Annotated in this window: 23 protein-coding genes; 12 read left to right on the top strand and 11 right to left on the bottom strand. The window is 67.0% G+C overall.

Annotation, left to right across the window (positions count from 1 at the left end):
* The first annotated feature begins 10 nt into the window (after nt 1-10).
* Nucleotides 11-403, top strand: a complete 393-nt coding sequence (locus ACEQX1_RS12660) for an ectoine synthase (protein WP_024350690.1) — start codon at nt 11-13, stop codon at nt 401-403.
* 155 nt (nt 404-558) lie between these two features.
* A complete protein-coding gene (locus tag ACEQX1_RS12655; RefSeq protein ID WP_370196880.1) occupies nt 559-2025 on the top strand; it encodes an aspartate kinase in 1467 nt (488 codons plus the stop codon).
* A 155-nt stretch (nt 2026-2180) separates the two neighbouring features.
* Here the strand turns inward: ACEQX1_RS12655 and ACEQX1_RS12650 are convergent, their stop codons facing one another.
* Together ACEQX1_RS12650 and ACEQX1_RS12645 are read right to left on the bottom strand one after the other, a co-directional pair.
* Nucleotides 2181-3404 carry a PQQ-dependent sugar dehydrogenase gene (locus ACEQX1_RS12650; RefSeq protein WP_370196883.1) on the bottom strand — a complete coding sequence of 408 codons (1224 nt, stop codon included), beginning with the start codon at nt 3402-3404 and terminating at the stop codon, nt 2181-2183.
* A gap of 187 nt (nt 3405-3591) precedes the next feature.
* Nucleotides 3592-3903, bottom strand: a complete 312-nt coding sequence (locus tag ACEQX1_RS12645) for a helix-turn-helix transcriptional regulator (RefSeq protein WP_024350687.1) — start codon at nt 3901-3903, stop codon at nt 3592-3594.
* A 180-nt stretch (nt 3904-4083) separates the two neighbouring features.
* On the opposite strand from ACEQX1_RS12645, the gene ACEQX1_RS12640 reads away from it, so the two are divergent.
* From ACEQX1_RS12640 to ACEQX1_RS12615, 6 genes are all read left to right on the top strand, one after another.
* The gene (locus ACEQX1_RS12640) at nt 4084-4977 is read left to right on the top strand and encodes an MBL fold metallo-hydrolase (RefSeq protein WP_370195546.1); all 894 of its coding nucleotides are present in this window, start codon (nt 4084-4086) and stop codon (nt 4975-4977) included.
* A gap of 11 nt (nt 4978-4988) precedes the next feature.
* Entirely contained in the window at nt 4989-5366 is a 378-nt protein-coding gene (locus tag ACEQX1_RS12635) for a rhodanese-like domain-containing protein (protein WP_228240952.1), read from the top strand.
* A gap of 102 nt (nt 5367-5468) precedes the next feature.
* Nucleotides 5469-6257 (top strand): sulfite exporter TauE/SafE family protein, encoded by a 789-nt coding sequence (locus tag ACEQX1_RS12630; protein WP_370195548.1) that lies wholly within the window; start codon nt 5469-5471, stop codon nt 6255-6257.
* Between the two features lie 43 nt (nt 6258-6300).
* Nucleotides 6301-6735 (top strand): YeeE/YedE thiosulfate transporter family protein, encoded by a 435-nt coding sequence (locus ACEQX1_RS12625; protein WP_187389695.1) that lies wholly within the window; start codon nt 6301-6303, stop codon nt 6733-6735.
* A gap of 11 nt (nt 6736-6746) precedes the next feature.
* Nucleotides 6747-7172, top strand: a complete 426-nt coding sequence (locus ACEQX1_RS12620; RefSeq protein ID WP_370195549.1) for a DUF6691 family protein — start codon at nt 6747-6749, stop codon at nt 7170-7172.
* A gap of 223 nt (nt 7173-7395) precedes the next feature.
* The gene (locus ACEQX1_RS12615) at nt 7396-7824 is read left to right on the top strand and encodes an HD domain-containing protein (protein ID WP_370195550.1); all 429 of its coding nucleotides are present in this window, start codon (nt 7396-7398) and stop codon (nt 7822-7824) included.
* 54 nt (nt 7825-7878) lie between these two features.
* On the opposite strand, the gene ACEQX1_RS12610 is transcribed toward ACEQX1_RS12615, so the two are convergent.
* Together ACEQX1_RS12610 and pcsA are read right to left on the bottom strand one after the other, a co-directional pair.
* Entirely contained in the window at nt 7879-8853 is a 975-nt protein-coding gene (locus ACEQX1_RS12610; RefSeq protein WP_370195551.1) for a quinone oxidoreductase, read from the bottom strand.
* A gap of 23 nt (nt 8854-8876) precedes the next feature.
* Nucleotides 8877-9590, bottom strand: coding sequence for a phosphatidylcholine synthase (pcsA, locus tag ACEQX1_RS12605; RefSeq protein ID WP_188077707.1), 714 nt, complete (start codon nt 9588-9590; stop codon nt 8877-8879).
* Between the two features lie 159 nt (nt 9591-9749).
* Here pcsA and ACEQX1_RS12600 point away from each other — a divergent pair, with 159 nt between their 5' ends.
* On the top strand, nt 9750-10958 hold the full coding sequence (locus tag ACEQX1_RS12600) for a UbiH/UbiF family hydroxylase (protein ID WP_370195552.1): 1209 nt from the start codon (nt 9750-9752) through the stop codon (nt 10956-10958).
* Here ACEQX1_RS12600 and ACEQX1_RS12595 read toward each other — a convergent pair.
* Nucleotides 10923-11888: an AEC family transporter gene (locus ACEQX1_RS12595; protein ID WP_370195553.1), complete on the bottom strand. Its 966-nt coding sequence runs from the start codon at nt 11886-11888 to the stop codon at nt 10923-10925. The two genes, ACEQX1_RS12600 and ACEQX1_RS12595, sit on opposite strands and share 36 nt — an antisense overlap.
* A 122-nt stretch (nt 11889-12010) precedes the next feature.
* On the opposite strand from ACEQX1_RS12595, the gene hspQ reads away from it, so the two are divergent.
* Nucleotides 12011-12334: a heat shock protein HspQ gene (gene hspQ, locus ACEQX1_RS12590; protein WP_370195554.1), complete on the top strand. Its 324-nt coding sequence runs from the start codon at nt 12011-12013 to the stop codon at nt 12332-12334.
* 115 nt (nt 12335-12449) lie between these two features.
* On the opposite strand, the gene ACEQX1_RS12585 is transcribed toward hspQ, so the two are convergent.
* Complete coding sequence (locus ACEQX1_RS12585) at nt 12450-13130, bottom strand: invasion associated locus B family protein (protein ID WP_228240552.1); 681 nt, start codon at nt 13128-13130, stop codon at nt 12450-12452.
* A gap of 187 nt (nt 13131-13317) precedes the next feature.
* On the opposite strand from ACEQX1_RS12585, the gene ACEQX1_RS12580 reads away from it, so the two are divergent.
* On the top strand, nt 13318-15165 hold the full coding sequence (locus tag ACEQX1_RS12580) for an extracellular solute-binding protein (RefSeq protein ID WP_370195555.1): 1848 nt from the start codon (nt 13318-13320) through the stop codon (nt 15163-15165).
* On the opposite strand, the gene ACEQX1_RS12575 is transcribed toward ACEQX1_RS12580, so the two are convergent.
* From ACEQX1_RS12575 to ACEQX1_RS12565, 3 genes are all read right to left on the bottom strand, one after another.
* Complete coding sequence (locus ACEQX1_RS12575) at nt 15123-15902, bottom strand: hypothetical protein (RefSeq protein ID WP_370195556.1); 780 nt, start codon at nt 15900-15902, stop codon at nt 15123-15125. The two genes, ACEQX1_RS12580 and ACEQX1_RS12575, sit on opposite strands and share 43 nt — an antisense overlap.
* A 160-nt stretch (nt 15903-16062) precedes the next feature.
* The gene (gene mfd / locus ACEQX1_RS12570; RefSeq protein ID WP_370196879.1) at nt 16063-19569 is read right to left on the bottom strand and encodes a transcription-repair coupling factor; all 3507 of its coding nucleotides are present in this window, start codon (nt 19567-19569) and stop codon (nt 16063-16065) included.
* On the bottom strand, nt 19566-19862 hold the full coding sequence (locus ACEQX1_RS12565) for a succinate dehydrogenase assembly factor 2 (RefSeq protein WP_187389704.1): 297 nt from the start codon (nt 19860-19862) through the stop codon (nt 19566-19568). The genes mfd and ACEQX1_RS12565 overlap by 4 nt, the downstream gene beginning before the upstream one ends.
* A gap of 94 nt (nt 19863-19956) precedes the next feature.
* Here ACEQX1_RS12565 and recG point away from each other — a divergent pair, with 94 nt between their 5' ends.
* On the top strand, nt 19957-22059 hold the full coding sequence (gene recG, locus ACEQX1_RS12560) for an ATP-dependent DNA helicase RecG (protein ID WP_370196878.1): 2103 nt from the start codon (nt 19957-19959) through the stop codon (nt 22057-22059).
* Between the two features lie 24 nt (nt 22060-22083).
* Here the strand turns inward: recG and ACEQX1_RS12555 are convergent, their stop codons facing one another.
* Nucleotides 22084-22794: a DUF502 domain-containing protein gene (locus tag ACEQX1_RS12555; protein ID WP_370193565.1), complete on the bottom strand. Its 711-nt coding sequence runs from the start codon at nt 22792-22794 to the stop codon at nt 22084-22086.
* A 128-nt stretch (nt 22795-22922) separates the two neighbouring features.
* Nucleotides 22923-24749: a glutamine--fructose-6-phosphate transaminase (isomerizing) gene (gene glmS, locus ACEQX1_RS12550; RefSeq protein ID WP_370193564.1), complete on the bottom strand. Its 1827-nt coding sequence runs from the start codon at nt 24747-24749 to the stop codon at nt 22923-22925.
* Between the last annotated feature and the right edge of the window lie 93 nt (nt 24750-24842).

Genomic DNA, 24842 nt, shown 5'->3' with positions numbered 1-24842 from the left:
GAGTATCCACATGATCGTCAGAGATCTCGCAGAAGCCCGCAAGACCGAACGCCTCGTCAAGTCGGAAGGGTGGGATTCCACCCGCCTCCTCCTGAAGTCCGACAATGTCGGCTTCTCGTTCCACATCACCACGCTCTACGCGGGTGGCGAGAACCACTTCCATTACAAGAACCACTATGAGTCGGTTTATGTGGTGTCCGGCGAAGGTACGATCGAGGACAAGGCGACCGGAGAGGTCCACGATCTGCGTCCGGGCGTGATGTACGTCCTAGACAAGCACGACCGGCACATCGTCCGGCCGAAGACCGAGATGTCGGTCGCTTGCGTGTTCAATCCGCCGCTGAACGGCAAGGAAGTCCACGACGAGACCGGCGCCTACGCTCTCGAAGGCGAGGCAATCTAAGACCCTGCGATCCGGGCGGCCTTGCGCCGCCCGATCCGTTCAGAGCCCTGCGCGCTGGCTGCCAGCCGGCGCGGGGCCACAAGCCGAACCGCGATGCGGCCAAAGGCCCGTCCCACCCGGCACACGCATCCCAGGCATTGCCCGGAGAGAGACCCATGACCAACCATACAGTCGAGAAAATCGGCGGAACATCCATGCTTCGGCATGAGGAATTGCTGGAGAACGTTCTGATCGGCAGCCGCAAGGGTGACGATCTCTACAACCGGATTTTCGTCGTCTCCGCCTATGGCGGCATCACGGACAAGCTGCTCGAGCACAAGAAGACCGGCGAGCCGGGCGTGCATGCGTTGTTCGCCAGCACCGATTCCGAATGGGCCTGGGGCGACGCCCTCACCGCCGTCGGTCGCGACATGCAGGCGATCAACGCCAAGGTCCTCGACGACACCGGCGATCGCCGGGCCGCGGACGATTTCGTGCGCGAGCGGATCGAGGGGGTCCGCAGCTGCCTGATCGACCTGAGCCGTCTCTGCTCCTTCGGCCAGTTCCGTCTCGAAGAGCATCTGATGACCGTCCGCGAGATGGTCTCGGCGCTCGGCGAGGCCCATTCGGCGATGGTCACCGCGCTCCTCCTGCGCAACCGCGGCGTCAATGCCCGCTTCGTCGATCTGACGGGCTGGCGCGACGACAGCCAGCCGTCGCTCGACGAACGCATCTGCACGGCGCTGGAAGACGTCGACTTCGCCACCGAGATGCCGATCCTGCCGGGCTATGCCCAGTGCAAGGAGTCGCTGGTGAAGAGCCACGACCGCGGCTACACCGAGGTGACCTTCGCCCGCGTCGCAGCGCTGACCGAGGCCCGCGAGGCGGTGATCCACAAGGAGTTCCACCTCTGCAGTGCCGATCCGAAGACGGTCGGCCTCGACAAGGTCCGCGTCATCGGCCGGACCAATTACGATGTGGCCGACCAGCTCTCCAACATGGGCATGGAGGCGATCCATCCCCGCGCCGCCAAGGGCCTGCGCCAGGCCGGCATCCCGCTGCGCGTCCGCAATGCCTTCCGGCCACAGGATTCCGGCACGCTGATCCTCGACGAGCGCGGCGCGCCGAAGCCGCGGGTCGACATGATCGCCGGGCTGCGCGGTGTCTTCGCCCTTCAGTTCTTCGAGCAGGACATGGTCGGCGTGAAGGGTTACGACGCGGCGATCCTGGAAGTCTTGACGCGCCACAAGATGCGGATCGTCACCAAGACCTGCAACGCCAATACGATTACCCATTTCATCGACGGTTCGATGAAGTCGCTGAAGCGCGTCGAGCGCGATCTGGCGGAGCGCTTCCCGGCCTCGGAGATCGAGATCGAGCGCGTCGCCATCGTCTCGGTGATCGGCCGCAACCTGACGGCGCCGGGCCTGACCCTGCGCGCTCTGCAGGCCCTGTCGGAGGCGGGCATTGCGCCGCTCGGCATGCAGGATCTGACGCGCCGCGTCGACCTGCAGTTCGTCATCGACGACAAGGACTATGACGGCACGCTGCGCACGCTGCACGCCGCTCTGGTGGAGAGCGACATCGAGGCGATGGGGCAGGACGCCCCTGGCTCCGAGACCGACCTGCGGGACGCCGCCTGAGCGATCTGTCAGGCCGACGCGTCGGCCGATGACATCAACCAGACATGAAACGGGCCGCTTCCTTCGGACGCGGCCCGTTTTGCGTCTGGCAGTCCGTTCTGCGTCGCACGGGACGTAGCGCGCCTACGCTTGTCCCGTGCGCCGGTTGGCGTGGCTCAGCCGCCCTCGCCCGCGGTCAGGCGCAGGATCGAGCTGGAGCCGCCGCGGCGCGTCTCGGTGACCGCGTAGACGGCACCATCCGGCCCCACCTTCACGTCGCGGATTCGGGCGTCGAGCGGCACCCGCGCCTCGGTCGCGACCCGGCCATCTTCGATCTGCAGCACAACGAGGCCCTGGCTCACCAGACCGCCGATCAGGAGAGCGCCCTGCCATTCGGGGAATTCGTCGCCCTGATACTGCGCCATGCCGGATGGGCCGATCACCGGGTCCCAGTAATAGACCGGCTGCTCCATGCCATCCTGGGCGGTGATGCCCTCGCCGATCGGGGCACCGCTGTAGTCGATGCCATAGGTGATGACCGGCCAGCCATAATTGAGGCCCTCTTCCGGCCGGTTTAGTTCGTCGCCGCCCTTCGGACCGTGTTCCACCGTCCAGAGCTGGCCCGCATCATCGACCACTGCCGATTGCAGATTGCGGTGACCATAGGACCAGATCTCCGGCAGCGCGTCGGCCGCATCGACGAACGGGCTGCCATCGGCGGGCGAGCCATCCGGGCGGATGCGGAAGATTTTGCCAAGACCGGAGGTGACATCCTGCGCCTGGTTGCGGATCGGCGTGTCGGAGCGCTCGCCGACGGTGACGAAAAGGTCGCCATTCGGGGCGAAGGCGAGGCGCGAACCGAAATGCTTGGTGCCCGCATAACCCGGTGTCTGCCGGAAGATCACCCGGACATTCTCCAGCGTGCCCGACCCCGCGTCGTCGGTGCGCAGTTCGGCCGCCGCCACGCTGGTGCCGTTCACACCGCCATCGCGTGGTTCGGAGAAGGAGAAGAAGATCGTCCGGCTGTCGGCAAAGTCGGGCGCCAGCGCGATATCGAGAAGACCGCCCTGCCCGCGCGCATCGACATCCGGCACGCCGGCCAATGCCTCGCCGACCGTGCCGTCGGTGCCGACGATATGCATTGCGCCGTCCTTGGCCGCGACGAGCATGCGGCCATCGGCCAGGAATTCCATCGACCACAGCTTCGGCAGATCGTCGGCGACAATCTCCGTCGACACCGCGACGTCGGTCGCCGGCTGGGGCGCCCGGGTCTGACCTTCGAAGGCCGGCGACTGGTCAGCGCCATGCGGCGCCCCGGTCGCGACCGGTGGGCGCGTGGCCGCATCGTCGCTGGCGGACGAGTCGCCGCTCTGCGCCAGCGCCTGCCCCCCGGAGAGCATGGTGGTGGCGGCGAGAATGATTGCGAAATGGCGCATGAAAACCTCCGATACTGACAGGAGGCCGCGCTACCGCGGCCCGTTGCCGGAGGAACTGGACCTCTCGAAAAGGCCTGCAACCATTGCGATCGGCGAATGATATGAACGTGATGAGGTCAGATCCGCCGCGCCGGAGACGTGGGCGTCGCCGTCAGCGCGCCTGGTCGAGCTCGGGTGCACAGAAGACGCGGTACATCGCCTCCATGATCGCCCGGGTCTCGTCATTCGCCAGCGAGTAGAAGATCGTCTGGGCTTCCCGCCGCGTGGTGACGAGCCCGCCCGTACGCAACCGGGCCAGATGCTGCGACAGCGCCGATTGGCTCAGCCCCGCCTCCTGCCCAAGCGCTCCGACCGAAGCCTCGCCTTCCGCCAGGCGGCACAGGATGCGCAACCGATGCGGATTCGCCATCAGCGACAGCATGGCGGCGACGTCCGCGGCCTTCTCGTCGAGCGCCTGCGCCATCGGCGATCGCTCGTCCGGAATCTCAATATTAGGCTTGTCTAATTTAGGCATGGCGCATATATACACTGGCAACGGCGAAACCCAAAGCGATTTGCCTCATTTCAATACGGTCGGGCACGGCCCGTACGGCCATCGCCCCGTGCCACGGCCCGACCACAAGACGCTAGAGGAGACGTCCGCATGTTGACCCGACACAGCCCATCTCGCGGCGCAGGCTCCCCGGACATCTGGGGATTCTACGAAGAGGATACCGGCTCCGTTCAGTATGTCTGTGCCGATCCGGCGACGCGCAAGGCCGCACTGATCGACGTCGTGCTGAACTTCAATCCTGCCGAGGCCCGCACGTCGACCGAGAGCGCCGACGAGATCCTCGCCCATGTCGCGCGGGAGGGCCTCGAGATCGAGTGGATTCTCGACACCCATCCCCACGCCGACCACATGATGGCCTCCGCCTATCTGAAGGAAAAGCTCGGCGCGCCGACCGCCATCGGCAGCAAGGTCATCGAGATCGCCGAGTTGTGGCGCGGCCTCTACAATCTGCCCGAGGCCTTCGATCCCGCCCGCGACTTCGACCGGCTCTGGAATGACGGCGACACCTTCACCATCGGCAACATCGACGTCCGCGTGATGCTGTCCCCCGGCCATACGCTGGGCTCGATCACCTATGTCGTCGGCGACGCGGCTTTCGTCCACGACACGCTGATGTATCCCGACATGGGCTCGAGCCGGGCTGACTTCCCCGGCGGTTCGTCCCGCACGCTATGGGCCAGCATCCGCGAGATCCTGTCGCTGCCCGGCGACACGCGCCTCTTCGTCGGCCACGACTATGGCACCGACTCCCGCGACGAGATCCAGTGGGAAGCGACCGTGGACGAGCACCGCCGCGACAACGCCCATGTCAGTGATGGCACGAGTGAAGCCGAGTTTGTCGAGACACGCGACGCGCGCGATGCCACGCTCGATCTGCCCGACCGGATGCTGCACGCCCTGCAGGTCAATCTGCGCGGCGGGCGCCTGCCGCCGGCCGAGAGCGACGGCAACCATTATTTCAAGATCCCGGCCAACCGTTTCTGAGGAGCCCCGTGATGCACAAGACCATGCAGGACTATGTCGCCGACGCGAAGGCCGCCACCGGAACCATTGCGCCGACCGAGGCCCATGCCTCGGGCGGCGTGATCCTCGACGTGCGCGAGGCCCATGAACTGGCCGAGAGCGGCGAGGTCGCCGACGCCGTTCACATCCCACGCGGCTTTCTGGAAGCCAAGGCCGATCCGACGGCGCAGAGCGCCCATCCGCCGCTGACCAGGGCCCATGGCGGCGAGACGCCGGTCTACGTGCTCTGCGCGTCGGGCGCACGCGCCGCGCTTGCCGCCAAGACGCTGACCGAGATGGGCTACGAGGCCAAGCCGATCGAGGGTGGGCTGAAGTCTTGGTGCGATTGCGGCCTGCCGCTCAAGGACTGAGCGACAGCCGGCCAGGTCCGCCGGACGGATGAACGTCCGGCGGGCCCATGATCACCGCCCGCCAGCGTCCGCGCGGCCCCCGCGCCCATCGAGCCCTTCGCCATGACCCTCACCCTCGTCCAGTATCTCCTCGGCGCCTTCTCCGGCTCGCTGGTCGGGCTGTCGCTCGGGCTGTTCGGCGGTGGCGGGTCGATCCTCGCCGTCCCGCTGATGGTCTATCTCGTCGGCGTGCCCGGCGCCCATATGGCGATCGGGACCAGTGCCTTCGCCGTCGCCGCGAACGCCGCCGGCAATCTCGTCACCCATGCCCGGCTCGGCCATGTGAAATGGCGCTGCGCCTTCGTCTACAGCGCGGCAGGCATCGTCGGGGCGCTCGCCGGATCGACCCTCGGCAAGCTGATCGATGGCGAGCAGCTGCTCTTCGCCTTCGCCCTGCTGATGATCGGGGTCGGCGTCATGATGTTCCGTCACCGCGGCCATGGCGGCGATCACGACATCGAGTGCAACCGGCAGAACGCACCGAAGGTTGTCGGCTATGGCGCCGGAACGGGGGCGTTTTCCGGCTTCTTCGGGATCGGCGGCGGCTTCCTGATCGTGCCCAGCCTCGTCGCCGCGACGGGCATGACGATGCTGAACGCCATCGGCACGTCGCTTGTCGCGATCACTGCCTTCGGACTGACGACGGCGTTGAACTACGCCCTGTCCGGCTATGTCGACTGGCCGCTGGCGCTGGTCTTCATCGCGGGCGGCCTCGCCGGCGGCGTTGCCGGCGCCTACATCGCGCGCTGGCTGTCCGGCCGCAAAGGGGCGCTCGATATCGCCTTCGCCGGCCTCATCATGCTGGTCGCCATCTACATGCTGGTGAAGAGCGGAATGGCCTTTCTCGCCTGACCGCTTCCCGGCCCCCACGCCACCCAACCTGAGGAGCCGATCCGTGCCGCTCGAGACCATCACCCCCTATACGCCCTTCGCGTCGCTCGCCGGCGGCGTCCTGATCGGCCTGTCCGCCGTGATGGTCATGGCGCTGTTCGGACGCATCGCCGGCATTGCCGGGATCACCGCCGGGGCGCTTCCCGGTCGCCGTGACGACTGGATCTGGCGTCTGGCCTTCATTCTCGGCCTCGTCGCCGCACCGCTGCTCGTCTTCATGGTCAGCGGCGAACCCGTCGCCCAGACCGTTCCGACCAGCCTCGTTGCCATGGGCATTGCCGGCCTCCTGGTCGGTTACGGCACCGTCACCGGTTCGGGATGCACCAGTGGCCACGGTGTCTGCGGGCTGGCCCGCCTGTCCGGCCGCTCGCTGGTCGCCGTTGCGACATTCATGGCCTTCGCTGCCGGGACGGTCTTCGTCCTGCGTCACCTCGTTTGAGGAGGAACATCATGCGCCCTCTCTTCGGCTTTCTCGCAGGCCTGCTCTTCGGCGTCGGCCTCATCGTCGCCGGCATGTCCGACCCGGCCAAGATCCTGAACTTCCTCGATGTCGCGGGCACCTGGGATCCGAGCCTCGCCTTCGTCATGGGCGGCGCCGCGTTGACGACCTTCATCGGCTACCGGATCGTCCTGCCGCGCGGCCACCCGTATCTCCTTTCGGAGTTCCAGCTTCCGACCCGAAGCGACATCGATCGCAATCTCGTCGTCGGAGCGGCGATCTTCGGCATTGGCTGGGGCATCGGCGGTTTCTGTCCGGGTCCGGCCTGGACTGCACTGGTCCTCGGCGCGCCGGGAACGCTGGTCTTCCTGCCGATGATGCTGGCCGGCATGGTCATCGCGACGCTTGTCGCGAACCGGCGGAACGCCCGGCACTGAGTGCGGAACAATAGACGGCTACAAAAAGTCGGGCTAGGCGAAGGATCGGAATCGGTTCGCGTGCATTGGTCAGATATCGGCGGCACGTTCTCCCTCCCAAATCTTCCCGCGCCGCTGATTGCAGTAAGGCAGTTGGAAGGGGTCCTCCCCCCTTTCCAACTGCCTTTTTCTTTGCAGTAACGAGACCTGCCGCGTCCCCGTGGTAGTTGTGGAGAGTGTACCCATGGCAACGATCGAGCGGGCCCGCGCCATTGCCGAGAGTGCCCATGCCGGGCAGGTCGACAAGGCCGGCGCCGATTACATCACCCATCCGCTCCGGGTCTGCGACGCGGTCACCGGCCACGAGGCCAGGATCGTCGCGCTCCTTCACGACGTCGTGGAGGACAGCGACTGGACTCTGGAGGGGCTGCGCGAGGAAGGGTTTTCGGACGCCGTCGTGGATGCCGTCGACGCCCTCACCCATCGCGCAGATGAGGATTATTTCGACGCCGTCCGGCGCGCCCGGGACAATGATCTGGCGCGCATCGTCAAGCTGGCAGATCTGGCCGACAATTCCGACCGGACCCGCCTGGGCACGGTGACCGAAGACGACGAACGCCGCCTCGGGAAATATGCCGAGGCGCGCGCCATCGTTCTCGGCGACGCGCCCTGATGCCGCGAGCTCTTCCGCCGGCCTGAACCGACCGGCGGAAGAGCTCCGCGCCCATCACATCGTCAGGATGGTCGCCCCGGTAGTCTTGCGCGCTTCCAGATCGCGATGCGCCTGGGCGGCTTCTGCGACCGGATAGGTCTGGCCGATGGTGATCTTCACCGCACCCGATCCCACCACGTCGAACAGCGCCTTCGCCGAGGCGTCGAGTTCATCGCGGCTGGTGTTGTAGCCGAACAGGCTCGGGCGCGTGGCGAAGAGCGAGCCCTTCTGGTTCAGGATGCCGATGTCGAATGGCGGGACGTTGCCCGAGGACTGACCGAAGCTCACCCACAGGCCGCGCGCCTTCAGGCAGTCGAGGCTGGCGGGGAACGTGTCCTTGCCGACGGAATCATAGACCACGTCGCATTTGCGGCCGTCGGTGATCTCGCGAACCTTCTCGACGAAATCCGCGTCGCGGTAGTTGATGACGTGATCGTAGCCGTTCTGCAGCGCCAGTTCGCATTTCTCCGGCGACCCAGCGGTGCCGATCACCGTCGCGCCCAGATGCTTGGCCCACTGGCCGGCGATCAGCCCCACCCCGCCGGCAGCGGCATGGAACAGCAGCACCGTCTCCGGTCCGACCTTGAACGTCCGGCGCAGGAGATATTCCGCCGTCATGCCCTTCAGCATGATCGCCGCGGCGGTGTGGTCGTCGATCGTGTCGGGGATCTTCACGGCCTTGTCCGCGGCGACCACGACCTCTTCGGCATAGCTGCCGGCAACGCCGTTATAGGCGATGCGGTCGCCGACCTTGAACCGGTCCGTTCCTGAACCGACGGCGGTGACGACGCCGGCGCCTTCCTTGCCGAGAGCGAAGGGCATCTGCGGCGCCTTGTAGACGCCGGTCCGGAAATAGACGTCGATGAAGTTGACGCCCGCGGCCGTCTGCCGGACCCGGACCTCGCCCTCACCCGGCTGGCCGGGATCGTGCTCTTCCCACTTCATCACGTCCGGTCCGCCCACCTCGTGGACCATGATCGCCTTGCTCATCCCTGTCTCCCTGATGCGTTCGCTCAGCGGCGTCTGCGATCCAGAAGCTGGACGACGCCGCCGATGGCGAACAGATAGAGGCCGCTGAGCACAAGTCCCCAGCGCACCCAGTCCGGACTGTCGAAATTGTTGAACAGGGCGATCAGGCCCAGCACCGACCAGACCGCGAAGATCGACAGATTGACGAGACGCAGCCGCACGACCCGCACCGGATGCAGGAACTGGATGGGCAGGAACGTCGCCACGGTGCACAGGACGACGAAGCCGAAGGCGACCGCCTGGCTCGGCTGCACCGCGAAGAAGGTGAAGACCACCATGTTCCACGCGACGGGGAAGCCGCGAAAGTAATTGGCCTTCGTCTTCATGCGCGTGTCGGCGTAGTAGATCGCGCTGGAGATCACGATCAGCGCCGCCGCGACGCCCGACCATGGCTCGCCGATCAGGCCGGACAGATAGAGCCCGACCGCGGGGATCATCACGAAGGTCGCATAGTCGATCACCGCGTCGAGCACGTCGCCGGACCAGTTCGGCAGGATCCGCTTGATCTCGATCTTGCGCGCCATCGGCCCGTCGATGCCGTCGACGAACAGCGCCAAGCCCAGCCAGCCGAACATGGCCACCCAGCGCCCCTCGCCGGCGGCGATCAGCGACATGAACGCCAGGAAGGCGCCGCTGGCGGTCAGGAGATGCACGCCGAAAGCGCGCCACTTGTCGATATTTCTGACTGCGTCTGCCATCAAATGTCCGGATCGATTCGTCGCATGGCGGCGTGCCGCAGCACGCGGCCATTGTCATCCGCTGTAACGGGCGTATGTGCGAATTCCAAGCGAAACGAACGACAACGGCCTCGATCGGCGGTTTTTGGCCGCATCTGGCACCGGATCTGGACCGCAGGCATGGAACGTAGAGAGATAGCCGTCATCGGCGGCGGACTGGCCGGCACCGCCACCGCACTCGCCTTGGCAAAAGCCGGCTTCGACACGGTGCTGATCGCGCCGGACGCCCCGGCGGACCGGCGCAGCACGGCACTGATCGGCCGCTCGGTCGCCTTCCTGTCCGATCTCGGCATCTTCGAGGCGCTCGGCAGCAAGGCGGAGCCGCTCGCGGTGATGCGGCTGATCGACGACACCCGCCGGCTTCTGCGCGCGCCGACCGTCGAGTTCCGCGCCAGCGAGATCGGCCTGTCGGCCTTCGGCTACAACGTCCTCAACAGCGACCTCCTGGCCGCGCTGAAGGCGCAGGCGGCGGACGCGCCGCAACTCGAACGCCGCGATACGGCCGCGCGCGGCTACCGCATCGAGGGCGAGCGCGCCGTCGTCGAACTGGCCGACGGCGGCAGCCTGGCCGTCGATCTCGTCGTCGCGGCCGATGGCCGACGCTCGCCGATGCGCGAAGCCGCCGGCATCGGCCTGCGCGAATGGTCCTACCCGCAAAGCGCCATCGTCCTGAATTTCGGCCACCGGATCGACCATCGGTCGATCTCGACGGAGTTCCATACCCGCTCCGGCCCGTTCACCCAGGTGCCGCTGCCGGGCCGGCACTCGTCGCTCGTCTGGGTGGAAGAGCCGAAGCTCGCCGAGCTCTATGCCGAACTTGCGCCCGACAAGCTGTCGCGGATGATCGAGGACCGGATGCAGTCGATCCTCGGCGAGGTCACGGTCGAGGAACCGATCCAGCGCTTTCCGCTCTCCGGCGCCTCGGTGGACCGCTTCACCGGCGACCGGCTGGCCCTGGTCGGGGAAGCCGCCCATGTCTTTCCGCCGATCGGTGCGCAGGGGCTCAATCTCGGGCTGCGCGATTGCGAGGACATCGTGCGCCTCGCCTGCGAGAGCCGCGACGATCCCGGCGCGCGGGTCACGCTCCTGCGCTACGACGCCTCGCGGCGCTCGGACGTGCGCTCGCGCACAATCGGCGTCGATCTTCTCAACCGCTCGCTGCTGGCCGATTTCCTGCCCAGCCAGATGGCCCGCTCGGTCGGGCTCGGCGCCATGCGCGCCCTGCCGCTCCTGCGCCAGTTCGCCATGCGCGAGGGTCTCAGCCCCGGCGCCGGCCTGACCGGCATTCCCCGCTCACTGCGGGAACGGATCGGTCGGCACGAGACCTGAGGACAGGAGGAACAGCAGCAGGGTCACAGTCCCCACCGACAGGACGGTGGTGACGAGCACCGTGGCCGAGGCGCGCTCGACCCAGACCCCGTATTGCTGCGCCATGACGAAGACGTTGGTGGCGGTCGGCAGGCAGGCGAGAAGGATCGCCGTCTGCACCCAGATCGGGTCGAAATCGCCGAAGACGCCCAGGAGCAGCCAGGCGACGACGGGCTGCACCAGGAGCTTCATCGGCACGATCGTGCTCAGTTCCATGGGAACGCGCTTCAGCGGACGCAGCGCCAGGGTCACGCCCATGGCGAAGAGCGCGCAGGGCGCGGCGGCATTGGCCAGAAGCTCCAGCAGCCGCTCGATCGGCTCGGGCGGGCGAAACTGCACGATGGCCGCCGCAACGCCGACGATCGTCGCCAGGATGAACGGGTGGGTGAAGATCTTCAGGAGCACTTCCCGCGCCACGACGCTGGTCGGCCGGCTGCGGTCGCCGCCGACCGCCATCATCAGCGGCGCCATGACGAAATGCAGGATGTTGTCGAAGCAGAAGATCAACGCCACCGGCACGGCGGCGGCCGGACCGAAGGCCGCCATCGCGATCCCCGGCCCCATATAGCCGATATTGCCATAAGCGCCCGCCAGCCCCTGGATGGTGGCGACCGGGATGTCGGCGCGGGACCGCACCAGCGCCAGGACGAAGCCGACGACGAAGATGACGAAGGTCGCAAGGGTCGTCGCGGCGATGAAGCCGATGCTGGCCAGTTTCTCGACAGGCGTGCGTGCGAGAAGCTGGAAGAACAGCGCCGGCAGCGCAATGTAGATGACGAAGACGTTCAGCCAGGCGAGGCCTTCGAGCGGCCTGTCGACGATTCGTCCCGCCCCGAAGCCGAGGCCGATCAGGACGAAGAATGGCGAGATGAGCCCGATGATCTCGATCACGGTCTCGGCCTGGCAGTGAAACTGGAAAACATGCGGGGACGTTCGTCTCGGCCGGACCTGCGCGCTTGCGCTGCACCGGTCAGATTGGCTATTTCCCGTGCCTTAAGGGAGACTTCACGTCTATGCAAACTGCTCGCTTCTTTATCGGACAGGTCGTCAAGCACCGCGTATTTCCGTTTCGCGGCGTGATCTTCGACGTCGATCCGGAATTCGACAACAGCGACGAGTGGTACGAATCCATTCCCGCCGACGTGCGGCCGCGCAAGGACCAGCCCTTCTACCATCTGTTCGCGGAGAACGCCGAGAGCGAATACATCGCCTATGTCTCGGAGCAGAACCTCCTGCCCGACGAGAGCGGCACCCCGGTGCGGCATCCGCAGATCGGCGAATTGTTCGACGGCCCTGTCGACGGCGCCTATCAGCTGAAGGGCGCCCACCGGAACTGACGCCCGCCGGGCCGGCTGTCCGGAGCATCCGGCGCAGCGGCGCCGACACTGACGTCAAACGCAAGACGGCGGCCCAGAGGCCGCCGTCTGCATGTCTGGCAAGGTCGCGAGAGCCTTACTGGGCGGCGGCACCGCTCTTAGCCGCATTCTGCGCTTCCTCGAACTTCTTGCGGCGCTCCTCGGCCTGCTTCTGCAGGGCCTCGTTGAGCTCCTGCTGGCGCTGGGCCAGTTCCGGCTGGGCCTTCGGCGCGCCGTCATAGGCATCCGTGAAGCCCGACAGCGTGATCGGAACCGGATTGGCCTGGCGCTGGAAATTGATCGAGGTGACGTTCATCTGCTTGCCGGCCTTCATCGAGGCGACCATCGCATCGGTCAGCTCGGCCTCGGCGATGCAGCGGTCCTGGAAGCACACCGAATAGTTGAGCGTCTGCGGTGCCTTGTCGTCGACCTTCACCTGCACGCCGGCGGGGATCACCCGGCCGGTCGGGACCACGGCCTGGAGAACCTTCTGGTTCACCTTGCCCTTGACGTTGATCAGGTTGACGGCGGTGATCAGCTGCCGCGTGTCGGCGATCAGCGTGTACTGCGTGTTGCAGATCTCGTTCTCGCCCTGGGTCGAGCAGACCTTGAACCATTCGGCGGGCACGGCTTGCGGACGCTGCCCGGCAGCGGGGGCGGCCCCTGAAGGAGCAGCGGTTTGGGCGATCGCGCCGGATACGCCGGCGCCGAGCGTCGCAAATCCGAGCAGCCCGGCGGCGAGCATCCCGGTGGTGGCGTTCATCAGACGGTGCGTCACAGGCCTCAATTCCTTTCGGCATGAATGGTGCGGAAACATGCGTTCCTTAACGAGGCCCGACCTCTTTCGCAAATACGGCAGTTTGAAGACTCCCGGCCGAATGAGCCGCGCGTCCCGCCGGTAGGCAAGCTGATGCTTTCCCGCTAGAATCGCGGCCCTACAGAACTTCAGGAGTCGATCGAACCGTATGCGGATCATTTCTGCCGCCACAGGCCTCAGCGCGCTTCTCGCCCCGTTCTGCGTCGCGGTCGCGCTCGGCGCCGCGTCACCGGCCGTCGCCGAACCGGCCCATGCCATCGCCATGCAGGGCGAACCGGCCTTGCCGGCGGATTTCGAGCATCTGCCCTATGCCAATCCGGACGCGCCGCAGGGCGGGACCATGCGCTACGGCGTCTTCGGCACCTTCGACAATCTGAACCCCGTCATTGTGCGCGGCGCGCTGACCACGGCCCGCGGCCTCTGGTTCGACAAGCAGTTCGGCAATCTCGTCTTCGAGCCGCTGATGCAGCGCTCCATGGACGAGCCCTTCACCATGTACGGCCTGTTGGCCGAGACCGTTGAGACCGACGACGCGCGCAGCTTCGTCGAGTTCCAGCTCAATCCCGAAGCGACCTTCTCGGACGGCAAGCCCGTGCGCCCGCAAGACGTTCTCTTCACCGTCGAGATGCTGCGCGAGCACGGCCGCCCGATGTACGCCAACTGGCTGCGGCCGGCCGTGGAGATAGAGAAGATCGGCGAGAACGGCGTCCGCTTCACCTTCGACGACACGGCCGACCGCGAGACGCCGATGCTGATCTCGGGCCTGCCGGTCCTGCCCGAACACGCCTTCGACCGCGACACCTTCGAGCAGACGACGCTGGAGCCGGTGATCGGCTCCGGACCCTACGTGATCGACACGGTCGAGCCGGGCCAGCGCATCGTCTATCGCAAGAACCCCGACTATTGGGGCAAGGACCTGCCGGTGAAGCAGGGTTTCGACAATTACGAGACCATCGCGATCGAGTATTTCCGCGACGCCAACGCCCAGTTCGAGGCCTTCAAGAAGGGCCTATCCCACATCTATATCGAGGGCGACCCGAACCACTGGCGCACCGCCTATGACTTCCCGGCGGTGACGAGGGGCGACGTGGTGCTGGAGAGCTTCACCTCCGGCGCGCCTTCCAACATGCTCGGCTTCGTCTTCAACACCCGCCGCGATGTCTTTGCCGACCGCGCGGTCCGCAAGGGCCTGTCGATGCTGTTCGATTTCGAATGGGCGAACCACAACCTTTTCTACGACGCCTATGCGCGCACCGGCAGCTTCTTCCAGAATTCGGAACTGTCGAGCTTCGGCAGGCCCGCTTCCGACGAGGAGCGGACGCTTCTCGGGGACCATGTCGACGCGGTCGATCCGGAGGTCCTGGACGGCAGCTACGCGCCGATGCAGACCGATGGCAGCGGCAGCGACCGGAAGGCGCTGCAGGCGGCTGTGTCGGCCCTGCGCGATGCCGGCTACCAGTTCGAAGGGCGCTCGCTGATCGGCCCTGACGGCAAGCCGCTGGCCTTCGAGATCCTCGTCCAGTCGTCGGAACAGGAGCGCATCGCACTGGCCTACAAGCGGTCCCTCGACCGGGTCGGCATCCAGGCCACCATCCGGCAGGTGGACGACGCCCAGTATCAGGCGCGCAAGAACGCCTATGACTACGACATGATCCTCGCCACCTATTCGGCCTCGCTCTCGCCCGGTGCCGAACAGGTCTATCGCTGGGGATCGGTGTCGCGCGATCTTCCCGGCACGTTCAACTATGCCGGCGCATCCGATCCGGCGCTCGACACCATGATCGGCGAGATCGTCGCGGCGCGCTCGCGCGAGGACTTCGTCACGGCGGTGCGGGCCTACGACCGGCTGCTGATCTCCGGCTATTACGTCCTGCCGCTGTTCCACCTGCCGGAACAATGGCTGGCGCGCTGGAAGTTCATCCAGCATCCCGAGACGACGCCGCTCTACGGCTATCAGCTGCCGGCCTTCTGGCGCGATCCGGCCAGCGTCGAATAGCGACGCCGGCTGTCTAACGAGGCAGCCGGCCAGAGCGTCGATCGGTCAGCGGTGCTCGTCTCGGTCGCCTCGTTGTCCGTCCCGGCCTCTGCGTCGCCGGCCTCAGCAGCCGGCAACTGATCAGGCCCCTCCGGCAGCGCCGGCGGGGCATCCGGCTCCGCCAGCGGGTCCGCGGCGGTCGGCGCTGTCGTCGGCGCGTCCGCCGGCCGCGTCGGGCCGAAGGGCGCCACGACTTCGCTGACCGGCACCGCGAGGTTCATCGGCAGCAGCCGCCCGACCTTGGCCGACAGCCCCATCATCGTCTTCGACAGAAACCGGCCGATCCGCCCCTCCGGCGCGCACACGAGGGTCTCCAGACTGCCGTCGCCGGCCCGTTCGCCAGCACAGGCGACCGCATCCGCCAGCCGCACGTCCTTTGGCTCAAGGCCGATGAACTCGAGCACCGCACCGTTGCTGCCCGGCTGACAGCCCATCTGGAAATCCAGCCGCACCTCGGTCGGCGTCGAGGCAAACCGCGTCACGGTGTGGCGGCTCTGGTTCCAGCGCAGAGTGGTGTCGATGGGGATGAAGCTGGGGATCGGAAAGCCGACGAGCGCAGAGACGACCCTCAGATCGAATGCCAACGACGTGCAGATGCCGGCCTCGTTGATCCGGCCCTCGATGGTCCGCAGCGTCACCGCATCGGCGTCGACCATTTCCGCCCGCACGGGCACGGCCCCGGAGACGGCGGCCACCATGACGGCGGTTGCCAGAAGGCGGGCCGGCCGCAGACGAGGTGATGAAGCTGAGCAGTGAGACATGGCCCGCTTGAAGGACAGTCTCGCGGCAAAATTGTGAGTGGCATCTCCAGCGGCTGAAGCGCCGCCGGAGTTGTGCAGAGCCACGGGAAGACCGCCCTCAGGCGGCCTTCTTCTGCCCCTCTTCGGCAAAGCGCGCGAGCTGGGTGGCGATGGTCGCCGCCCCGTTCAGCCGCTTCTCTGGTGTCGGCCAGTCGCGGATCAGCACCACCGAGTGGTCGGCGCGGATCTTGGCCGAGGCGCCCTGCTCCGAAATATAGCGCACCAGCGCGCCCGGATTGGGGAAGCTCTTGTCGCGGAAGGTGACCACCAGGCCCTTCGGCCCGGAATCGAGCTTCTCGATATTCGCCTTGCGGCACAGCGACTTGATGAAGACCACCTTCAACAGGTGCTCGACCTCGGTCGGCATCGGCCCGAAGCGGTCGATCATCTCTGCGCCGAAGGCGTCGATCTCGCGGGCGTCCGAGAGATCGGCGATGCGCCGGTACAGCGTCATGCGAAGCTGCAGGTCCGGGACGTAGCTCTCGGGGATCATCACCGACGTGCCCAGTGCGATCTGCGGCGACCACTGGCCGCCGCCGGCGCTCTCCTCGCCCTTCATCTCGGCCACCGCCTCTTCCAGCATCTGCTGGTAGAGCTCGAAGCCGACTTCCTTGACGTGGCCGGACTGCTCGTCGCCGAGGATGTTGCCGGCGCCGCGCTGGTCGAGGTCGTGGGACGCGAGCTGGAAACCCGCCCCGAGCGTGTCCAGCGACTGCAGCACCTTCAGGCGGCGGTCGGCGCCCTTGGTCGGCGTCTTGTTCGCCGGGATCGTCAGGAGCGCATAGGCGCGGACCTTGGACCGGCCGACCCGGCCGCGCAGCTGGTAAAGCTGGGACAGGCCGAACATGTCGGCACGGTGGACGATCATCGTGTTGGCCGACGGGATGTCGAGGCCCGATTCGACGATCGTCGTCGACAGCAGCACGTCGTACTGGCCCTCGTAGAAGGCGTTCATGATGTCGTCGAGCTCGGTCGCCGCCATCTGGCCGTGCGCCACGGCCACCTTCAGCTCAGGCACCTCGGCATCGAGGAAGCCCTTCACGTCGGCGAGGTCGGAGACCCGCGGGCAGACATAGAAGCTCTGGCCGCCGCGATAGCGCTCGCGCAGCAGAGTCTCGCGCACCACCAGCGGGTCGAAGGGCGACACGAAGGTGCGCACCGCCATGCGGTCGACCGGCGCCGTGGTGATCAGCGACAATTCCCGCACGCCGGTCAGCGCCAGCTGCAGGGTGCGCGGGATCGGCGTCGCCGACAGGGTCAGGACGTGGACGTCCGACTTCAGCTCCTTCAGCCGCTCCTTGTGCTTGACGCCGAAATGCTGCTCTTCGTCGATGATCAGCAGGCCGAGATTCTTGAAGTCGACCGCCTTGCCGAGCAGCGCATGGGTGCCGACGACGATGTCGACGGTTCCGTCGGTGAGGCCTTTCTTGGTCTGCGAGAGCTCCTTCGACGAGACCAGCCGCGAGGCCTGCGCCACGTTTAGCGGCAGGCCGCGGAAGCGCTCGGAGAAGGTCTTGTAGTGCTGGCGCGCCAGCAGCGTCGTCGGCACCACCACGGCCACCTGCAGCCCGTTCATCGCGCCGATGAAGGCCGAGCGCAGCGCCACCTCGGTCTTGCCGAAGCCGACATCGCCGCAGATCAACCGGTCCATCGGCCGGCCCGCCGCCAGATCGTCGGCGACCGCGTCAATGGCGTTGAGCTGGTCCTCGGTCTCCTCATAGGGGAAACGCGCCGCGAACTCGTCCCACAGCCCTTCCGGCGGCAGCAGCCGCGGGGCGCCGCGCATCTGCCGGGCCGCCGCGATGCGGATCAGGCCGTCGGCCATCTCCAGAAGCTGCTTCTTCAGCTTGGCCTTGCGGGCCTGCCAGGCGCCGCCGCCCAGCTTGTCGAGCATCGCCTCAGAGCCCTCGCCGCCATAGCGCGACAGAAGCTCGATATTCTCGACCGGCAGGAACAGGCGGTTGTCGCCCTGGTAGCGCAGCTCCAGGCAATCATGCGGCGCCCCGGCCGCCTCGATCGTCTTCAGGCCGACGAAGCGGCCGATGCCGTGGTCGACATGGACGACGATATCGCCCTCGTCGAGGCCCGAGGCCTCGGCGATGAAATTGGCGGCGCGCTTCTTGCGGCCACGGCGCACCAGGCGGTCGCCGAGGATATCCTGCTCGCCGACAATGGCGAGATCGGGGGTCTCGAAGCCGGCCTCGACCCCCAGCACCGCCGTCATGACGAGATTCTTCGGCGCCTCGTTGACCTTCTTCAGGCTGTCGGCGGCCTTGATGTTCTCCAGCCCGTGCTCTTCGACGACCTGGGTCAGGCGCTCACGCGACCCTTCGGTCCACGCCGCGAGCACGACCCGCTTGCCGCCGGCGCGCAGCCGTCCGATGTGGTCGACCGCCGCCTGGAAGACGTTGACGTCGCCACTGGCGCGCTCGGCCGCGAAGCTGCGGCCGCGGGTGATGTCGATGTTGAACACGGCGTGGTTGGCCGCGTCGCTCGCCGCATAGGCCGACAGGCGGATCGGGTCGCTGCTGGCGATGCCGCCCGCCAGCTCGTCCTGCGACAGATAGAGATCGTCCGGCTCGACCGGATTGTAGGGCACGGCTTCGGCGCTGGATTCGCCGGCGCCGCGCTTGCGGGCGTCGTAATGATCCTCGATCGTCGTGCGTCGTTCGGCCACCGATTCCAGCGTCAGATGGTCGAGGACCATCGGGAACCCGGCGCAATAGTCGAACAGCGTGTCGAGCTTTTCGTAGAACAGCGGCAGCCAGTGCTCCATGCCGGAGAAGCGCTTGCCCTCGCTGATCGAGGAGTAGAGCGCATCCGAGCGCAGCGGCGCGCCGAAGCGCTTGACGTAATTGCCCCGGAACCGGCTGATCGTCTCTTCGCGCAGCGTGACCTCGGAGACCGGCGCCAGTTCGAAGCTCTTGAGCTGCCGGATGGTGCGCTGGCTGGCCGGATCGAAGGCGCGGATCGTCTCCAGCGTGTCGCCGAAGAAGTCGAGACGCACAGGCTCTTCCTCGCCGGGCGCGAACAGGTCGAGAATACCACCGCGCACGGCGAACTCGCCGCGTTCGCGCACGGTCGCCACCCGCTCGAAGCCGCCCCGCTGCAGGGCGCGGACGATGTCTTCCATGGCGATGCGATGGCCCGCCTTGGCGGAGATCATCTCCTCGGCCAGCACGTCCGCCGGCGGCATCTTCTGCAGCAGCGCATTGGCCGTCGTCAGGATCAGCGCCCGGTGCGGCGCCAGGCGCAGTGCATTGATCGCCGTCATCGCCGACAGGCGCCGCGCCGCCGCGTCGCCCGATGGGCCGACGCGGTCATAGGGCAGGCAGTCCCAGGCCGGCAGGGTCAGAACCGGCAGGTCGGGCGCGACGAAGCGCAGCGCGTCTTCCAGTGCGGCCACGCGGTTGCCGTCGCGCATGACGAAGACCACCGGCGTCTTGCCGCCGCGCAGACGCACGATGTCGGCGAGCAGGAACGCCTCGTAGCCGTCGATGACGTTGCCGATCTCGACACCGGCACCCTTCTCGATCGCCTTCTTCAGCGACGGAGGCAGGCTCATGGCTGATCCTCCCAGCCAGTGCTGTAGAAGTCGCGGATGCGGCGGAAGACCGGCGTGTCGTGATTCGGCGGCGTCGGCGCTTCGCCGGTCAGCCACTGGAACAGGTCGCGATCCGGCGCTTCCATCAGCTGCTCGTACTCGGTGAGCTCGTCATCGGTGAGCTTGTCGATCTCGGCATCCGCGAACCGGCCGAGCACCAGGTCCATCTCGCGGATGCCCCGATGCCACGAGCGGAACAACGCCTTGCGGCGGCGGACATCGAGATCGCTCGAGGAGCGCTGCATACCAGTCATGGCAAACCCGTTTTGTGAATTCGGCCTCTATATAGGGAGCGTTCGGGCCTGTCAGCCTTGCCATCGGCATCCATGCGGCTAAACCTGCCGCCCGATGCGCCCTTCGATCCTCGATCCGCTGTTTGCCGCCGTCACCACGCTGGAAGGCGTGGGACCGAAAGTCGCGGCCCAGTTGCAGACACTGCTCGTCGGCAATGGCGCCGAGGTGCGGGTGCGCGATCTCCTGTTCCATCTGCCGAGCGGGCTGATCGACCGGCGCAAGCGCGCCGAGATCGCCACCGCCCCCGAGGGCGGCATCGTCACCCTGACGGTCCGGATCGACCGCCACCAGGCACCGGGCCGCGGGCAGAAATCGGTGCCCTACCGCGTCTTCGCCCAGGACGAGACCGGCGAGATCGCCCTCACCTATTTCCGCGGCCAGTCGGCGTGGCTGGAAAAGCTGCTGCCGGTCGGCGAGACGATGATCGTCTCCGGCCGGGTCGAGTGGTTCAACGGCCGCCCGTCCATGGTCCACCCCGATTTCGTCGCCAGCCTCGAGGAAGCCGAGACCCTGTCGCTGGTCGAGCCGGTCTATCCGATGACCGCCGGCCTCTCGCCCAAGCTTTTGCGCAAGGCGATCGCCCAGACGCTGGACCGGCTGCCGGCGCTCGACGAATGGATCGACCCGGCGGTCGTCGCCCGCGAGGCCTATCCGGACATCGGCAGCGCGCTCCGGCGCCTGCACGATCCGGAGGACGAGACCGACATCGCCCAGGCGGGACCGGCCTGGGCGCGCCTTGCCTATGACGAATATCTCGCCAGCCAGCTTGCCCTCGCCTTGTCGCGCCAGCGCATGAAGAAGGCCCGCGGACGGCCGCTCGTCGGGACGGGGCGAGTGGCCGGTCCCCTGCGCGCGGCCCTGCCCTTCACGCTCACCGAGGGGCAGGAAGCGGCCATCGCCGAGATCCACACCGACATGGCCGCGCCGGACCGCATGCTGCGGCTGCTGCAGGGCGATGTCGGTTCCGGCAAGACCGTCGTCGCGCTGATGGCGATGGCCGCGGCGGCCGAAGCCGGCGCCCAGTCGGCCCTGCTCGCCCCAACCGAGATCCTCGCCCGCCAGCATCACGATGGCCTGTCGAAGCTCTGCGAGGCGGCCGGCCTGTCGATCGTGCTCCTGACCGGCCGCGACACCGGTCGCGCCCGTGCCGCCAAGCTGGCGGCCATCGCCGCCGGCGAGGTGCAAATCGTCGTCGGCACCCACGCGCTCTTCCAGGAAGGCGTCGACTATGCCGATCTCGGCCTCGTGGTCGTCGACGAGCAGCACCGCTTCGGCGTCCACCAGCGCCTCAGCCTTACTGCCAAGGGACGCGGCGCCGACCTCCTGGTGATGACCGCGACGCCGATCCCGCGCACCCTGGTTCTCGCGGCCTTCGGCGACATGGACGTCTCGCGGCTGAGCGGCAAGCCGGCGGGGCGCAAGCCGATCACCACCGTCGCCGTGCCGATGGAGCGCCTTTCCGACATCGTCGGCCGGGCCGGCAGTGCGATGGATGCCGGCGAACGGCTCTACTGGGTGTGTCCGCTGGTCGAGGAATCGGAAAAGAGCGACCTGATGGCGGCGGAGGAGCGCTTCCGCCAGCTGCAGGCGCATTTCGGCGACCGGATCGGCCTCGTCCATGGCCGCATGAGCGGCGAGGAGAAGGACGCCGCCATGGCCGACTTCAAGGCCGGTCGCACCCAGCTCGTCGTCGCCACCACGGTCATCGAGGTCGGGGTGGACGTGCCGGACGCCACCATCATCGTCATCGAGCATGCCGAGCGCTTCGGCCTGTCGCAGCTCCACCAGCTCCGCGGCCGCGTCGGGCGCGGATCGAAGGCCTCGTCCTGCGTGCTTCTCTACCGGGCCCCGCTCGGCGAGACCGCCAGCGCCCGGATCAAGGTCATGCGCGAGACCGAGGACGGCTTCCGCATCGCCGAGGAGGACCTGAAGCTGCGCGGCGAAGGCGACCTGCTGGGCACCCAGCAGTCCGGCATGCCCTATTTCCGCATCGCCTCGATGGAACACCATGCCCGGCTGATGGAGGTCGCCCGCGACGATGCGCGGATGATCCTCACCCGCGACCCGGAGCTGACCTCGCCGCGCGGCGAGGCGCTGCGGGCGCTGCTCTATCTGTTCGGCAAGGACGAGGCGATCCGGCTGCTGCGCTCGGGCTGAGGCCGGAGGCGATCCGCGTGCGCGTCAGTCGACCGGTTCGGCCTGCCGATCGGCCTGGGCCGGCTCGGCCCGCACCAGCCGCGACGCCTCGGCCACCGTCATCGGCTTGCCGCGCACCGCGCCGCCCTCTTCCGGCGAGACGAGCCCCGCCGACACGACCAGCTTCAGCGCCGCCTCGATGCTCATGTTCAGGATCCGGACGTCGGCCCTGGGCACGTAGAGCAGGAAGCCCGAGGTCGGGTTGGGCGTCGGCGGCAGGAAGATCGCCAGCATTTCCTCGCCCTGGTCCGACAGGACCGTCTTGATCTCGCCGCTGGCCGTGGTTGCCACGAAGACGATCGCCCACATGCCCTTGCGCGGATATTCGACCAGCCCGGCGGTCTTGAAGGACGAGGACCGGTCGGCCAGCACCGTCTCGAAGATCTGCTTCAGGGCGGTGTAGACCGTACGCACCAGCGGCATCCGGCCGAGCAAATGCTCGCTCCAGTTCACCAGGGTCCGGCCGATGATGTTGGCGGTCAGAAAGCCGATCGCGGTGATCAGGAACAGCGCCACCAGAAGCCCAAAGCCGGGGATGGCGAAGGGTAGATAGGCGTCCGGCGTGTATTGCGTCGGGATGTAGGGCTTCACCCAGCCATCGACCCAGCCCATGAAGGACCAGGTGATCCAGGCGGTGATCGCAAGCGGCGCGCAGACGATGAAGCCGGTCAGGAAATAGGTTCGAAGCCGCGTCATGGCCGTTGTCTGCTCCAGCGCCGCTGCGGCGCACCATCATAGGCGTGCGCCTCGCTCAATCGAGACTCACTTGCCCCCATGGCGAATGCAAGGCAACTCTTTTCGCAGGTGCGAAGAGTGCCGGCCCGTCACTCCACGGTGACCGACTTCGCCAGGTTGCGCGGCTGGTCGACATCCGTGCCCATCTGGATCGCCGTGTGATAGGCGAGCAGCTGCAGCGGGATGGCGTAGACGATCGGCGTCAGGATCTCCGGCATGTCCGGCAGGACGATCATCTGCGCCCCCTCCACCGCGCCGCTCGCGGCGCCCGAGGCATCGGTGATCAGGATGATCTCGCCGCCGCGGGCCGCCACTTCCTGCACGTTGGAGATGGTCTTCTCGAAGCTGCGGTCGTGCGGCGCCACGACGACGACCGGCATGGTCTCGTCGATCAGCGCGATCGGCCCGTGTTTCAGTTCGCCTGCTGCATAACCTTCCGCGTGGATGTAACTGATTTCCTTGAGCTTCAACGCGCCTTCCAGCGCGAGCGGATAGGAGAAGCCGCGGCCGAGGAACAGCGCATGCGACTTGGTCGCCATGTCCCGCGCCAGTCGCTCGATCGTCTCCTCCAGGCGGATCGCCTCGTTGGCGAGCCGCGGCGCCTCGGTCAGCGTGCGGGTCAGCTCCAGCTCGCGCTCGGGGGTGATCACGCCGCGATCAACGCCGGCACGAATTGCGAGCGCGGCCAGTGCCATAAGCTGGCATGTGAAGGCTTTGGTCGAAGCCACGCCGATCTCCGGCCCGGCCAGCGTCGGCAGCACGAAGTCCGATTCCCGCGCGATGGTCGATTCCTGGACATTGACGATCGCCGCGGTCTTCAGCCCCTGGGACTTGGCGTAGCGCAGCGAGGCCAGCGTGTCCGCCGTCTCGCCGGACTGGGAGACGAACAGGGCCAGGTCGACGTCGCCCAGCGGGCTTTCCCGGTAGCGGAACTCGGACGCCACATCGAGGTCGCAGGGAATGCCGGCAAAGCGCTCGAAATAATAGCGCCCGACGAGCGCCGCGTAGAATCCCGTGCCGCAGGCCGACAGCGCGATGCGGCGGATCTTCGAGAAGTCGAGATCCTGGCCGTCGGGGATCCGCGCGCGTCCGCTCGACATGTCCACGAAGGCACCGAGCGTGTGCGACAGTACCTCCGGCTGCTCGTAGATCTCCTTCTGCATGAAATGCCGGTGGTTGCCCTTGTCGACATAGAAGGCCTTGCCGACCGACTTGCGGATCGGCCGCGTCACCGGGCGCCCGTCCTCGTCGAAGATCGAGACGCTGTCATGGGTGAGGACGGCGAAGTCGCCCTCTTCCAGATAGCGAATGTCGTCGGTGAAGGGCGACAGGGCGATGGCGTCGGAGCCGAGATACATCTCGCCCTTGCCTTCGCCGATCGCCAGCGGGCTGCCGCGCCGGGCGCAGATCAGAAGGTCCTCGTTGCCGTTGAACAGGAAGCCCAGCGAGAAGGCGCCTTCAAGACGCCGCAACACTGTGTGGACGGCGTCCTTGGGCGACTGGCCGCGCTCCAGCTCGCGCGTCACCAGATGGGCGACCGTCTCGGTGTCGGTCTGGCTTTCGAAGACGATGCCCTCGGCTTCCAGCTCGGTGCGCAACTCGCGGTAGTTCTCGATGATGCCGTTGTGGACGATCGCCAGCCGCGGCGTTGCATGCGGGTGGGCATTGGCCTCTGTCGCTGCGCCATGGGTCGCCCAGCGGGTGTGGCCGATGCCGATCGTGCCCTTCAGCGGATGGTCGGCGAGCCGTGCGGCGAGGTTGACCAGCTTGCCCTCGGCGCGCAGGCGCGTCAGCGCCCCGTCTTCCAGCGTGGCGACGCCGGCGGAATCATAGCCGCGATATTCGAGCCGCTTCAGCGCGTCGACGAGACGGTCCGCCACCTGTTCGCGGCTGATGATGCCGATGATTCCGCACATGGACTGGTTCCCGGATTGGCTGGATGAGGCGGTGGAAATGGGAGCCCGGAGGGCGGGCTACGCAGCGCAACCTAGACGAAATGCGGCGCTGCG

Source organism: Aurantimonas sp. (assembly GCF_964217435.1).
GTDB classification, from domain to species: domain Bacteria; phylum Pseudomonadota; class Alphaproteobacteria; order Rhizobiales; family Rhizobiaceae; genus Aurantimonas; species Aurantimonas coralicida.
This window is presented reverse-complemented; position numbering and strand designations above follow the sequence as displayed.